Annotated in this window: 5 protein-coding genes; 3 read left to right on the forward strand and 2 right to left on the reverse strand. The window is 72.8% G+C overall.

The genetic code is table 11. The annotated features are described in order from the left end of the window. Positions 1-11: 11 nt before the first annotated feature. Positions 12-575: a hypothetical protein gene (locus F784_RS0101835; protein ID WP_019584985.1), complete on the reverse strand. Its 564-nt coding sequence runs from the start codon at positions 573-575 to the stop codon at positions 12-14. 187 nt (positions 576-762) lie between these two features. On the opposite strand from F784_RS0101835, the gene F784_RS0101840 reads away from it, so the two are divergent. Together F784_RS0101840 and F784_RS0101845 are read left to right on the forward strand one after the other, a co-directional pair. Beyond that, positions 763-1584, forward strand: a complete 822-nt coding sequence (locus F784_RS0101840; protein WP_019584986.1) for a shikimate 5-dehydrogenase — start codon at positions 763-765, stop codon at positions 1582-1584. Positions 1585-1661: 77 nt separating this feature from the next. Beyond that, positions 1662-2552 (forward strand): FRG domain-containing protein, encoded by an 891-nt coding sequence (locus tag F784_RS0101845; RefSeq protein WP_019584987.1) that lies wholly within the window; start codon positions 1662-1664, stop codon positions 2550-2552. A gap of 422 nt (positions 2553-2974) precedes the next feature. On the opposite strand, the gene F784_RS0101850 is transcribed toward F784_RS0101845, so the two are convergent. Continuing rightward, positions 2975-3238: an acylphosphatase gene (locus F784_RS0101850; protein WP_026332186.1), complete on the reverse strand. Its 264-nt coding sequence runs from the start codon at positions 3236-3238 to the stop codon at positions 2975-2977. Between the two features lie 260 nt (positions 3239-3498). Here F784_RS0101850 and F784_RS0101855 point away from each other — a divergent pair, with 260 nt between their 5' ends. After that, positions 3499-14070, forward strand: a complete 10572-nt coding sequence (locus F784_RS0101855) for a translocation/assembly module TamB domain-containing protein (RefSeq protein WP_019584989.1) — start codon at positions 3499-3501, stop codon at positions 14068-14070. Positions 14071-14110: the final 40 nt, after the last annotated feature.

The raw sequence follows: 14110 nt of genomic DNA on the forward strand, positions 1-14110 counted from the left end.
TACGGGACCGTTCAGGGGCTGTTCCCCGAGCCGTCCGGGCTGACCGGCGGGGTTTCGTGCGTGATCGTCATGCTTCCGGTGCCCCCATCCATACCCAGCACGCCGCGCAACTCCTCCAGGGCGGCGCGTTCCTTCTCGCTGACCTGCTCGCCACCGATGCCCAGGAACCCGCCCTCCTTGGCCGCCTGCGCGGTGCGCTCGGCCACCGACCACAGCAGGCGGCGGTAAGCGGCGGCGTCCTCGGGGCTGGCCTTGCTGCTCACCAGCCACACCGCCTGGCGCACGCCCTCCAGGCTCTGGGCGCGGGCCTCGTCCATGTTGCGGGCGCGCTCCCCTTGGGGCAGGGTCGCGGGGTCGGGCGGGGTGCCCATCAGGTCGGCGGCCATCGCCTCCAGCAGGGGTGTGCGCCCGCTGCCACTCACCCGCTCGCGGATGGCGCCCGCAATCGCCTGCGCCTCGGCGACGATGCCGGTGATCCCGCTGGGACTGGCCGCCACGATGGCCGCACCCGCCCGGCCGGGACCGGTCATCACCTTGAACCACTCGTCCGGGGTGAAGTTGTCCTTGACGCTCATGGGGTCACCTTAAGCCCGCCTGTGAACCTCTGCCTTGGGGGAGCCTTCACGAGAGGAGCGGCGCGCCTGTTTTGCCTCTTTCCAGAACTTGTCCTGCCGGTCCCAAGGCGAGACCCTTCACTTCGTTCAGGGCGACAGCTGGGGTGGTCCGGCCCCGTCGGCCGCCCTTCCCTGAAACAATGAACCCATGCCGCGCCCCATCAGCAAGGACACCCGACTCTGCATGTCCCTCGCCGGGCGACCCGGAAACTTCGGCACCCGCTTTCACAACTTCCTGTACGAAGAACTGGGACTGGATTACATATACAAGGCGTTTACGACGACGAACCTGGGGGCAGCTATCGGCGGCGTGCGGGCACTCGGCATCCGAGGCTGCGCGGTTTCCATGCCGTTCAAGGAGGCGTGCATCGAGTTTCTGGACGAACTGGACCCATCGGCGGCGGTCATCGGGTCGGTCAACACCATCGTCAACACGGACGGCTGGCTCAGGGCCTACAACACCGATTACATCGCTGTGGCAAGCCTTCTCCGGTCCCACGCGGTGCCGCCCACTTCCTCCTTCGTCCTGCGGGGCAGCGGCGGGATGGCAAAGGCGGTGGCGTTCGCGCTGCGCGACGCGGGCTTCCGGGACGGCGTCATTCTGGCGCGAAACCAGGAGAAGGGGGAGGCGCTCGCCCGGAGTTGCGGTCTGGGCTGGCAGGGCGAGTTGGGGGACTTGCAGCCAAGCCTCCTGGTCAACGTCACCCCCATCGGGATGGCGGGTGGCCCCGAGGCGGACGACCTCGCCTTCCCGCGCGAGGTGGTGGCGGGGGCGGAGACCGTATTCGACGTGGTGGCGCTCCCGCCCGAGACGCCGCTGATCCGGCGGGCAAGGGCGGAGGGCAAGCGCGTCATCACCGGGGCGGAGGTGATCGCCCTTCAGGCCGCCGAACAGTTCGCACTGTATACGGGAGTGAGTCCGAGTGACGAGCAGGTGCGCCGGGCCGCCGAGTACGCTTCGGCACCGTAACCCCATGACCCAAGCGCGAGCATCAGGCAACGTTTACCGTCCCCGATGCTGGCCCGGCCCGCCCGTATGGTGGGCTCATGGACGAGATCAGGGTGTCCTCGTGGCTGGAGTTGCACGAGGTGCTGTACGGGGGAGCGTGGAATGCGGGGCTGCGCCGCTTCCGCTCCCCCTTCGTGTTCCGGGGGCAGGGGCGGGCGGACACCAAGCTGACCACGACTCTGCAACGGCTGGGCGGCGAGACGCGGGAGGTCGAGCGGCACCTGCTGCGAAACTTCCGCAAGTACGCCTACCGCTCGGGAGTGGACCGCGACCTCTCGTGGTACTGGCTGGCGGTGGGGCAGCATCACGGCCTGCCCACCCGGCTGCTCGACTGGACCTCCTCGCCGCTCGTGGCAATGCATTTTGCCACCGCCGAGGAGAGCCACTACGACCAGGACGGCGTGATCTGGATGACCAACTTCGTGCGGACGAATGAGACGCTGCCGGGGCCGTTGAGGAGAATTCTCACCCAGGAGGGTGCGGGGGTCTTCACCATCGATATGCTCGCCGCCTACTCGCGCAGCCGTCATCCGAACGGGGCTGATCCCCTCTCCACCTTCGACCTGGGCTGGCTGGAGGACCTGGAGCGCGAGGCCGAGCAGCCCTTCCTGCTGTTTCTGGAGCCACCCTCCATCGACGAGCGGATCGTGCAGCAGTCGGCTCTCTTCTCGCTGCTGTCCAACCCGGATACGGCTCTGGACGACTGGCTGGAGGAGCGCCCCGGCATGGCCCAGAAGATCACCGTGCCCGCGGGGCTCAAATGGGAGATCAGGGACAAGCTCGACCAGTCCAACATCACCGAGCGCACCCTCTTCCCGGGGCTGAGCGGCCTGAGCCAGGCGTTGAAACGCTACTACCGCGTGCCCCCCGACCCCGAGGAAACGTCCCAGGGTACCCCCGAGGATGAACGGGCCGAGCTGAACCGCTGAACCGCCGGGACCGAGGGCTGGAATTGTGGCCTCCAAGAGGTCCCACCGCCTCTTCTGGCCGCGCTCAGGTTGACCCGCAGAGCTGCTTGCAGAGGGGGGAGGCTGGGAGGGGGTGAACGGCCCGGGCCTCCGAGGTAGGTCGGAAGGTCTTGCCGCCTCGTGAGCAGGGCACGCTGACACTTGCCCCCCTCTCCCGCAAACGCTGGACGTGCAATGGGGAAAACACCGTCTCAGCCCCAATCTTTTGCTCCTCCCCCTGCGAAAGACTGTTTTGCCCAACTTCTCATTTCTCCTCAAGCGTCGCAAGGAGAGGGTGAGTAAAACCACGTCCCCAACGAGCTTTTACTCCGGGGGTGAACTGCGTGCATCCCCCAGCCCGGAAGGTCCCGGACTGGGCCACAGCCGCCACAACCACTCCCCAGTCAATACACGTGAAAATCCCGTAACCCCGTCGCCTCGCTGTACTGGGTCTGCACGTCCTCGACCCGGGCGTGGGGCGGGCCGCGCCTCAACCAGTGGAGCAGGCGGTCGAGGTCGGCCTCGGAGCCCTCGGCCACGACCTCCACCCGGCCGTCAAGCAGGTTCTCGGCGCTGCCGCTGAGACTCAGGTCGCGGGCGTGGCGCTGCACGTAGCGGCGGTAGCCGACACCCTGGACGGTGCCGGAGACAAGAGCGGTCAGGCGCATGGGGGGCATGGTAACGGGTGGGGCCGGGGCCTGAGCGTGCGGCGGCTGACGGTCAAGGCCACCCCCATATTCTGACCGCCGCGTGAGCTTCTGGGGGGCGGCGCTCACCCGCCGGACAGTAAAGTGGGAGGGATGCCCGCCCGCCCCGTGTTCCGCGTCCTGCCCGCCCTCCCGCCGGTCCGCGCGTGACGGACCCGACGCGTTCCACCCCCACCCGCCCCAGGCGCAGACGCTGGCTCTGGGTCCTGCCCGGCCTCGCCGTGCTGCTGGGCCTGCTGGCCTGGCTGGCTCCCACCCTGCTGGGCCAGTGGGCGCTGCGGCAGGTGAACAGCGCAGGCACGCAGATCACGGCGGACGGGGTGAGCGGGCCGCTCTGGTCACCGACGCTGCGGGGGGCACGGGTGCAGTTGCCCGGCGTGAACGGCACGGCGGCGCAGGCGGGCGTGAGCGTCGCCGGAGTGGACCTGCGGAACAAGACGGTCCGCCTGAACGTGAAGGTCAGGGATGGGGCCGTGAACCTCAGGCTGAAGGACCTGTTGAGCGGCGAGAAGGGCGGGGCGGGGCAGGCGGGGGGCGGGTGGAAGGTCGTGCTGGGCGGCCTCGACGTTCAGGGGACGCGGGTGAACGTGGACGGCTCGGGCGTGAACATCCCCGATGGTCGCTTTCAGGTCACGCCGGGGAAGAACGGGGCACTCGCCATGCGTGGGCAAACTCCCGACGGCGACCTGAACGCCGACGTGACGGTGCGGGAGGGGAAGGCGGGCAATGTCTTCCTGCTCGACCTGGGCGCGGACGCGCGGGTGCTGAACCACTACTGGCCCGGGGTGACGGGCGGGCGCATCACCGGGCGCTACCAGATCGGGGACGGGCCCGTGCGCGGCGACCTGCGGCTCTCGAACGGCAGCGTCCGGGTGCCGGAAGCCCGATTCGTGACCGTACAGGACGTCTCCGGCACGGCCACCCACCGGGGCGACGACATCACCCTGAACCTGGCCGGGCAGGGGTGGAACGGCCCGGTCACCGCGCGGGGCGGCGTGGACCTGAAGGCACGGAACTGGACGGTCACGGCGGACGCCGAGCCCACCGTCGAGGGTCTCGCGCGGGCGCTGGGCACGACGGGCACAGGGGACCTGCGGCTGCGCGTCACGGCGGGTGGCTGGAGCACTGTGCGGGTGAAGGGCTCTGCGAAGGGGGCGGGCCGTCTGGCGGGCGTGCCCTTCCGGGACCTGAACGCGGAGTACACCTTCCTGAGCCGCGAGGGCCAGGCGAGTGGCGAGCAGCCGACGAACGACCTCACCTTCAGCGCGCGGACGGCACTCGCCGGGGAGCAGATCCTGCAGGGCCGCTGGGCCTTCGGGCAGGAGGGGCAGGCCCGCTGGGAGGGCGTCTTCGCCCAGAAGCCGCTGGACGTGGCCGCGAACATCGACGCGCAGAATGTGCTGAGGCTGACGGGGCAGGGCCTGGGCGGACCGCTGACCGGGACCCTGGCCCTGAAGAACCAGGAACTGAGCGCCACGCTCAACCCCACCTACGGCGCGGCGCGGGCACGGGTCGCCCTGAGCGGCCAGCCGAGCGATCTGCGAGCTGTCGTGACGGGGGGCGAGGCTGGACCCTTCGCGCTGGCGGGCACCGCGCAGTTCAACCGCGAGGGGCTGAAGGCCGACCTGGGCGCGGTGCAACTCGACCTCGACCGCAATTTCCGGGGGCAGTGGAGCGCGCGGAACCTGCGGGGGGCCGGAATTACCCTGGGCGGCGGGGGTCGCCTCGACCTGACGGGCGGGGATGTGGTGGGCACGCTGGCGGCGAGCGTCCCGGGCGTGACGGGCACCCTGCGCGGGCCGCTGAACCTGAACTACCTGGAGCAGCGCGGCACCTTTACCCCGGGAGATCAGCGCCTGACCTGGCGGGGAGACGCTTTCACCCTGGAGGCGCGGAACCTGCCCGTCCTGGGCGGGGCGCGGGTGAACGGCACGGCGACGGTGACCAACCAACTGCGGGCGTTCGGTACCCTCACGGCGACCGGGAACGGCTACGCCCTCACCGCCACCGGACAGGGTGACACGGCGCGGCTGCGCGGCACGGCGCGCGGGGTCACGGTGCTGGCCGACACGCGGCTCTCGAACGGGTTCCCCACCACCGCCCGGGTGCAGGGCGCGGACATCCAGGGCACCCTGAGCCTGGACCGGGGCGTGCGCTTCACCCTCAGGGCGGCGGGGCAGACGGCCCGGGGCGTGATCGACGGCGAGAACTGGGACGCGACGGGGCGGGTCAACCTCGCCGCGCTGCGCCCGCTGCTGGGGGTAGAGGACCTGGGGGGCACCCTCGACCTCGCGTTGGCCGGGCGGGGGGGAACGGCGCGGGTGGACGGGACGGTGGCGGGCGCGGCCGTGCGCGGCACCCTGACCCGGGTGGGCGGCGCGGTGACGGCGAACCTGAGGGGCGCTCTCGCCGGGGTGACGGCCAACCTCGCCGGGCGGGTGTACCCCGATGTGCAGGCGAGCGGCACGGCCTCGTGGCAGGGGCAGACCCTGAACGCGGCCCTGAGTGGGGAATACGGCAATCTGCGGGCGCGGCTCACGGGCCGCACGGGCGCACTCTCCTTCGCAGGGGTGACGCTGCCGGGGCAGGCGGTGAACCTCAGCGGCACCCTCACGCCCGCGCTCACGGCGAGCGGGACCTGGGGCGACCTGCGCGCCCGCTATAACGCACGGACGGGGCTGCTCTCGGTCTCCGGGCAGCAGGCGTTGACGGCCTTCGGGCAGGCGGGCCGCGTCCGGGGCGAGGCGACGTGGGGACCCGGCTTCCGGGGCAACGTGAACGCTAGGGGCGTGCTCGACCAGTACACCGTTGCGCTGCGCGGCCCCTGGCAGAACCTGAACGTGCTGCTCACCGACGGAGAGGGCCTGCGCGCGACGGGCACGGCCGCCCTCCCCGCCGGGCGCTACGACCTGGACGTGCGCGGGCCGGTCGCGGGCCTGTATGTGGACGGCCACGTCACCGGCACCGGCACTGAACCGCGCGGCACCGTGAACGTGTTCGACGGCTCGGGCGGGGGCGCCCGCGTCACCCTGCGTGGCTTTTCCGACTTCGACGTGCGCTCACGCGGCCTGACCCTGGCCGGGCAACGGCTGAGGGGCGACCTGACGGCCCGGAACGGGGTGCTGAACGGCGACCTGACCGCCGGGCCGCTGCGCGTGAGGGCGAGCGGCGGGAACGTGACGGCGGGCGGGGAGATCGCGGGCCACCGTGTCACTGCTCAGGGCCGACTCACCCTCCCGGCCACGCTGGAGAACCTGCGCGTGCGCGTGACCGGGCCCTATCTCACCGCCGAGGCGACGGGCGGCGTGGCGAACCTAAGCGGCACCGTGCGAGTTCGGGAGCAGACCTTCGGGCAGGGGACGGCCCGGGTGACCCTCCCCGCACAGGTGTTCCCGCTGGCCGCCTCCCTCACGGGCGCGCGGGCGGAGGTGGGCGGGCTGACGTACCGGGCGGGCACCTGGGGGGGCAGCGCGGGTCTCCGCTACGCCCTCGCCGGGCAGGCGGGCACCGTGCGCCTCCTGGGAGATGGGGCACGGCTGAGCGCCGCGCCCACGGGACCACTCGGCGGACGGGTGACGTTGCTGCCGCAAGTCGGGGGGACGCTGACCGCCCGCCTCGCCCCCTTCCTGCCGCTGCTGCCGGAGGCGGTGCGGGCGCAGGTCGTGCCGGGGGAACTCGTGGCCTCCCTGAATCCACGTGGGGCAACTCTGAGTACCCGGGGAACCCGCTACCTGAGCGACCCGCTCAACCTGAACGGACGGGTAGGCTGGGCACGCGGCGTGACGGCGACGGCTACCCTGACGCACCCCGACGCGCGGGCCACCTTGCGCTACGACGGACGGGACCTGACTGTGCGCGGGGTGCGGCTGGATGCTCAACTCCTGCGGCCCCTGGTGGAGACGAGCGGCAGGGTGACCGCTGACCTGACGGTCCCGGGGCTCGACTTTGGCAGAGCGGACGGCCGGGCACGGGTGAACGTGACGGCGGCGGGACAGCCGGTGACCGGAACCGTCTCGCTGGCGAACGGGCAACCTACAGCCGACCTCCGGGCCGGGCCGCTGCGCCTGACCGTTCGGGACGGGCAAGTGAACGCCAGCGGCGAACTCGCGGGCCACCGCCTCGACGCGAAGGCCCAGCTCAGCGGGCTCACGACCCTGAGTGGTCTGCGGGTCGCCGTGCATGGGCCGTACCTCACCGCGAACGCGGCGGGGGACCTCGCCCGACTGCGCGGCTCGCTGGGTTTGAAGGGGCAGACCTTCGGGGCGGGTGGGGCGAGTCTGAGTCTCCCCTCCCAGACGCTGCCGCTGACCGCCTCGGTGACGGGGGGGCGGCTGGGGCTGGGCGGCCTGACGTATGCGGGCGGGCGCTGGAGTGGACGCGCGGGGCTGCGCTACAGCCTGGGTGGCCGGGAGGGGACGCTGGGCCTCGTCGGGGAGGGCGCGGGGCTCGCCGCCGTCCCCTCCGGCCCACTGGGTGGACGGGTGACGCTCCTCCCCGGGCTGGGCGGCACCCTGATCGCCGACCTCGCCCCCTTCCTCACGGCACTCCCCGCCGAGGTGCGGGCGGAGGTCGTGCCGGGGCAGCTCACGGCGCAGGTGCGGGCGGACGGGGCGACGCTGGGCAGCCGGGGCAGCCGTTATCAGGGTGACCCCCTGAATCTGGCCGGTCGGGTGAGCTGGCGCGGGGGGATGACAGCCTCGGCGGAACTGACCCACCCCGGCACCCGCATTCCGCTGCGCTACGACGGCCGGAACCTCATCATTTCGGGCGCCGAGGTGAACGCGCGCTTCCTGCGCCCCGTGCTGGAGGCGACAGGGCAGGTCACGGCGAGCCTGACGGTGCCGGGGCTCGACTTCGGGCGGGCGAACGGGCAGGCGCAGGTGGACCTGACGGCGGCGGGGCAGCGTGCCGTCGGCGGGGTCACGCTGAGGGGCGGGCAACTGTCTGCCGACCTGACCAGCAACCTCGCCGGGTTGGACGTGCGGGTCCGTGGCCCCCTCTACCCCCGGGCGAACGCCGGGCTGAACGTCGGCGATGTGCGGGGCACCCTGAGCGGGGATGCGGCGGAAGTGCTCACCCTGCGCGCCGCCGGAACGTATGAGGGCCGTGCCCTCGACCTGACCGCCGTGGGACGGGCGCTGACCGGTCCGGACGCGGCGGCGACCCTGCGGGCCACGGTTGCCGGAGCCAATGTGGACCTGGACCTGAACCGGGCGAGGGACGACTGGCGCGTGGGCGGCACCTTCGCCGCGCCGGACCTGCGGGTACTGGCGGGCACGGCGGGGCAGATCAGCGGCACCATCGGCGGAACCCTGCGGAACCTGCGGGTGAACGCGGCTGGCGAGGTGGCGGGGGCCACCTTCCAGGCCCCGGCCACCTTCACGGGTGGCGTGCTGCGGCTGAACGGCGCGACGGCCAGCCTCTCCTTCGGCAACCTGCGGGCGAGCGGGCCGGTCTTCCCCGCCCTGGCGCTGAGCGCGAAGGCGACGTTGACCGAGGGGCTGCCGGGTACGTATACCGTGCAGGCGCGCGGATCGCTGGGCAAGCCGGACGTGACGGCGCAGGGCACGCTGGTCAGCGGGGCCAGTGGCCTTCAGGCGGACAGCTCGCGCCTTACCGCGCGGCTGCTGGGCCGGGACTGGAAGCTCAATGTCACGGGCGAACCGCTGGCCGGATTCGTGCGGGGCCAGCTTGGCAGCGGGGCGCTCGGAGGCTTGCAGGACAGCCGCCTGAACATCCACACGACCTTCCTGTCGGGGGAGACGAGGGTGCGGCTCGACGGCGTGACCGGGTGGAACGCGCGGCGCGGATGGCTGGGCAGCCTGCGGGCAGTGGGAAACGTGCCGGGTGGGGCGCTCGACGCGACGCTGAATGGGTCGGGCGTCCTCGCCCTGGTAGGCAACGTGGGTCCGGCGCGGGTGGCCGGAAGCTTCCCGGCGAGCCTCCCCCTGCGGCCGGGCGGCACCCTCGACCTCACCGCGCTCGATGTGGGTGCCCTGTGGGGCCGGGCGGGGCAACTGCGCGCCACTGGCCGCGCGACGATAAATGGACCGGGCTGGGACCGGCTGGCGGCGACCTTCGCGGGCCGCCTGGCCGACTCCGCGGGCGAGCTGAGCGGCAACGTGGACGCGACCTACCGCGCCGGGGACGTGACCGTGCGCTTCGCGGGTGAGCGGCTGACGGGGGATGCGGCGCTAAGCGGTGGGCGCTACGAGGCGTCTCTGCGGGCCGAGCCCGTGCGGCTGGCGCGGCTGCTGCCCCCCGGCTGGGACGTGGACGGGCTGACCTTCGCCGGAACGGTGCGCGCCTCGGGGACGCTGGCAGGTGGACCCTCGCTGGTCGAGGCCCGCAACCTCGCGCTGAGGGGCGAGCAGGGGACGGCGGGGCCTTTCAGCCTGTACGGCCAGGCCACCCTGATCCGCCGGTCCGGGCAGCCCGACGTGCTGGAGGCCGCGCTCGACGGCAGCCTGCGCGGCGGGGTGCTCAAGGCCAGCGGCACCCTCCCGGCGGGCGTGCGCGTGACGGCGCGGGACGTGAATGCGAAAGCTTTCGGGGCGGGCATGGTGAACGCCGACCTCACCCTCAGCGGGCCGTTGGAGGACCTGCTGGTGGCGGGAAGTGCCTCCGCCCTCGCCGACGCCTTCGACGCCCGGGTGGCGCTCTCCGGTCCGTTGCGGGACGCTCGGGCGAATGCACGGGTGACCCTGAAGGGCAAGGGCCAGGCCGGAACGCTCTACGCCGAGGCGAGTGACCTCAACCTCGGGGTGGGCACCGTCCGGGCACATGTGTATGGCACAGCACGGCAGGGCGGGAACGAGGTGCAACTCGACCTGAACGGGGCGTGGCCGCGGCTGGCGGGCACGGCGACCGCGACCGTCTCCGGCCTGCCCTCCCCCGTCATCCTCAACGGGAATGGACAGGGGGGGTACACGCTGAACGCCGGAACGCTCGGCTCCGGCCAGGTCTCCCTCACCCCCGGCCAGGGCTTCCTCCCGGCGCTCGCCGGGCAGCTTCGCCTCACCCCGCTCGCGCTGGTGAACGGCACGGGGACGGCGACCGCGGCCGTGACCCTCTCGGGCACCCTGGCCGCGCCCCGACTGGCCGCGACACTGACCACCCGGGACGCGGCGGTGGCGGGGGTCACTCTGGCCGACACGACCGGGACCGTCACGGGCACCCCCAGCGACCTGCGCGCCACGCTCACCCAGGCCGGGGCGACCGTCGCCACGTTGGAGGCGCAGACCCTCACCCTGAGCGGTCTGACCACGAGCGCGGCGGGAAGCACCCTGCGCGCGACCGGAACGGCCGGGCTGAACGGCACTGCCGACCTCACGCTGACGGCCAGCGGCGTGGTGGACGGCAACGTGCGGGCGACGTACCGGGCACGAGCGCTTGAGCTGAATGGCAACGTGACGGCGCAGGGCCTGCGGACAACGCTGGACCTGAACGCGGACCCCTTCACGGGCTGGCACGGCACCGCCCGGGTGACCGGCGGGCCGAACGGCGTGCTCACCGACGCGGCGACCCTGAAGGTCACAGGCTCCCTCGCGCACCCTCTCGTGACGGGAGAGGCGGGGCTGCTGGGGGCGGGCGCGCGGCTGGTGGCGAACGCCGACGGCGCGCAGCTCCGCCTGGTGGATGGCCCCGGCGCGACGGCGAACGGCGTGGTGGAAGTCCGCCCGGACGCCTCGGGGAGCTGGCGCTGGCTGGGCACGGCGGCCCTCACCCGCCCCGAACTCAGCCTGAGCGTCACGCCACGGGGGCCGCTCGCCGACCCCAACCTCACCCTGAGCGTGCGGCGGGGCGAGTGGCGGGCGGCGGGCACGGCGGGCCTGCGCTCGGCCGACCTCACCGTGACCGACGGCCTCGCCGCCGGGAGCGTGACCTGGAACGCGGGCACCGTGCGGGCGAACCTGCCCGGCCTCGACCTCGCCCGCCTGGGCGTGCCGCGGGTGGGCGGGCGGCTCACGGCGAGCGGGACGCTGGAGCCCGCCACGGGGAACGGACAAGTGAACGTGCAGGTCAAGGACGGGGCGTCCGACCTCACCGTGCCGTACCTGGGGATCACCCTCGCGGGAGACCTGTCGGCGGACGTGACCCTGGCGGGCGGGCGGCCCCGGGTGCAGGCACGCGCGACCCTGCCCGCCGGGGTGGTCAATATCAGCGCCACCCAGGGCGAGGGGGGCTGGACCGGCAACCTGAGCGGCACCCTGAAGCGGGAGGACGGGACCCTCACGGCGAGCGTCCTCTCCGGCCCGGCAGGGCTGACGGGCTCGGTTACGGCGGCGCGTTACCCGCTCAGCGCGCTGGGGCAGGACGTGCGGCTGGAGGGGAGCGTCAGCCTGGGCGGGCAGACCTTCCGGGCGGAAGTCACGGCGGGGAACGCGATGGGCGAGGCGCGGCTGACGGGCGACGGTGGCCTGGCCGACGCGCTTCCCGCCCTGAGCGCGCTGGGCAGCCTGCGCCCCACCGGGGAGGGCTACCGGGTGCGGGCGGGGCTCGACGACGTGGACCTCGGGCGGCTGGGGCTCGCGCCGGGGCTGGGGGGCCGGGTGAGCGGGGAGGCGACCCTCCAGGACGGCGGCGGCACGGTCGTCGTGAGCAGCCCGGCCCTGAGGATCGGGCAGAAGCAGCTCGGCGCGCGGGTGGAGGGCACCCTGATCGGCGGGGACTGGCGCCTGCGCGGCTTCCTGGGCGAGACGGACTTCTTCGCCAGCCTGACGGGCGGCACCCTGAGCGGGCGGGCCACCCTCCAGGCGCTGCCGCTGGGCGCGGTGGTCGGGGCCATCACGGGCACCCCGGTGGGCGAGGGCGTGGTGACAGGCGTGACCCGCTTCACCCTCCCGCTCGCCGATCCCGCTGCGGGCAGCGCCACCGTGGTCGCCGAGCGCATCCGCGTGACCGCCACCAGCGGCACGGGCGAGGGCGCGGTGACCGAGACGCTGACCGGCACAGGCACGCTCGACTACGCGGCGCGGGAACTGCGGAACGTGAACATCCAGCTTGCCGGGGCGGGCACCTGGGACGTGCGCGGCGGCTACACCCGCCAGAAGGTGGACCTCAGCGCCCAGTTCACGAACACGACCTTCACCCCCGTGCTGCGGCTGGTGCCGGGCCTCGCCGAACTCACGCCCTCGCTCAAGGGGAGCGTGACCCTCACGGCAGCGGGCACGTACGACCGGCCGCGCGGCCTGCTGCGGGCACAGAATCTCGTCGGCAGCGTGGCGGGCCTGAGTCTCCAGGTTCCCTCCTTCGCGGGGGACCTGCCGGACTCGGGGGCCTTCACGGCGGGCGGGCGAATCCTGACCGGCGGCACGGTGGGCAGCGACGGCACCGTGGACCTGCGCGGGCAGCTCACGCTGGGGCGGCTGTCGGGGACGCGGGTGACGTTCACCGGCCTGCTCGCCCCGCAGGTGCTGGGCGCGCTGCCAAACGCGACGGTGACCATCTCTCAGGCGAGCGAGACGCGCTGGACGGTGGACGCGGGGAGCCGCACCCCCGCCACGGCGACCACGCCCGCGGGCACCCTGCGTGTCACCGGCACGCTCGCGCCCCGGCCCGACCTCACCCTGACGGCGCGGGGATACAACCTGCCGCTCGCCGCAATCTACGCCCGCGAGAGCTTGCTGAGCGCCGACTTGCGGGCAGTGGATGACGGCACTTTCGTGCGGGTGAGCGGGGCGGCGAATTTCACCCGGCTGACGCTGGGCCGCGCGAATGCGCCGACCACCCTCCCCGCGCCGGGCCAGGCGGGGGGCACGGGCGGCGGCACGAATGGGCGCACGACGGACGACTTCCCCAGCCCGCTGCCCCCCGAGTACACGACCTTCCCCAAGCCCGCGGCGGAGACGCCGGAGGAGCGCCCAACTCCGCCCTTCCTGGAGCGGGTGGTCTTCGAGGACATCCCCATCCGGGCACCGAACGGCATCCGGGTCGATGAGGCACTGGCCCGCGCCGAGTTCAGCGGGAACCTGGTGCTGTCGGGCACAGGCGCGCGGCCCCTGCTACGCGGCGACGTCGTGGCCCAGCGCGGCACGCTCTTCCTGCGTGAGAACGAGTTCACGCTCCGCAGTGGACAGGTGACGTTCGGGGGCGACGGCATCCTGCCCACCTTCTCCGCCCTCGCCAGCGGCACGGTGCCCGACAGCGTCAGCGGGCAGCGGGTGCCCGTCACACTCGACGTGCGGGGCGGCTTCCGCCTGCTGCCCAACGGCGAGAACGCGCTGGACCTCCGCACCACCCTGAGCTGCACGGCGGCGGGCAACGCCTGCACCGACCCGGCGACCGGCAACCCCTACACCGAGGCGCAGCTCTACGCGCTCGTGGCGACGGGCGTGCCCGACCTGCAGGCGCTGCCCGCCAACCTCGCCTCACTGGGCACCAGCGCCCTGCAAACCGCCCTGAACGTCTTTGTCCTGGGCGAGATCGAGCGCAACGTGGCCCGAGCCCTGGGTCTGGACGTCTTCCGCTTCACGCCCAACCTGCTGACGGCAGACGGCTCGCTAGGGGCGACGCTCACGCTGGGCTCGTACCTCACCCGTGACCTCTACCTGCAATATCAGGTGGACCTGAACGGGCGGGGCCTGTTCGACGCCACCTACAGCACCCCGGACGGCCGCGTGACCTTCAAGGTCAGCACGCCACTGAACGGCCTGAACCTGGAGTCGGTGCGCCCCAGCTTCAGCGCCGCCTACAACTTCAACCGCCAGACGAGCGTGAGCCTGGGCGTGCAGAACGACGAGGACAGCACGAAGCTGCGGTTCGGGGTGACGTACCGGCTGTTTGCAAGGTAGCGGTCAGCGATCAGAAAGAGAGGCGCCCCAGCGTAGGCCG

This window comes from Deinococcus apachensis DSM 19763 (assembly GCF_000381345.1).
Taxonomy (GTDB): domain Bacteria; phylum Deinococcota; class Deinococci; order Deinococcales; family Deinococcaceae; genus Deinococcus; species Deinococcus apachensis.

What these genes read in the sequence shown, in the direction of transcription:
- F784_RS0101835 (WP_019584985.1), bottom strand. Translation starts at nt 575, where the DNA reads ATGAGCGTCAAGGACAACTTCACCCCGGACGAGTGGTTCAAGGTGATG.
- F784_RS0101840 (WP_019584986.1), top strand. Translation starts at nt 763, where the DNA reads ATGCCGCGCCCCATCAGCAAGGACACCCGACTCTGCATGTCCCTCGCC.
- F784_RS0101845 (WP_019584987.1), top strand. Translation starts at nt 1,662, where the DNA reads ATGGACGAGATCAGGGTGTCCTCGTGGCTGGAGTTGCACGAGGTGCTG.
- F784_RS0101850 (WP_026332186.1), bottom strand. Translation starts at nt 3,238, where the DNA reads ATGCGCCTGACCGCTCTTGTCTCCGGCACCGTCCAGGGTGTCGGCTAC.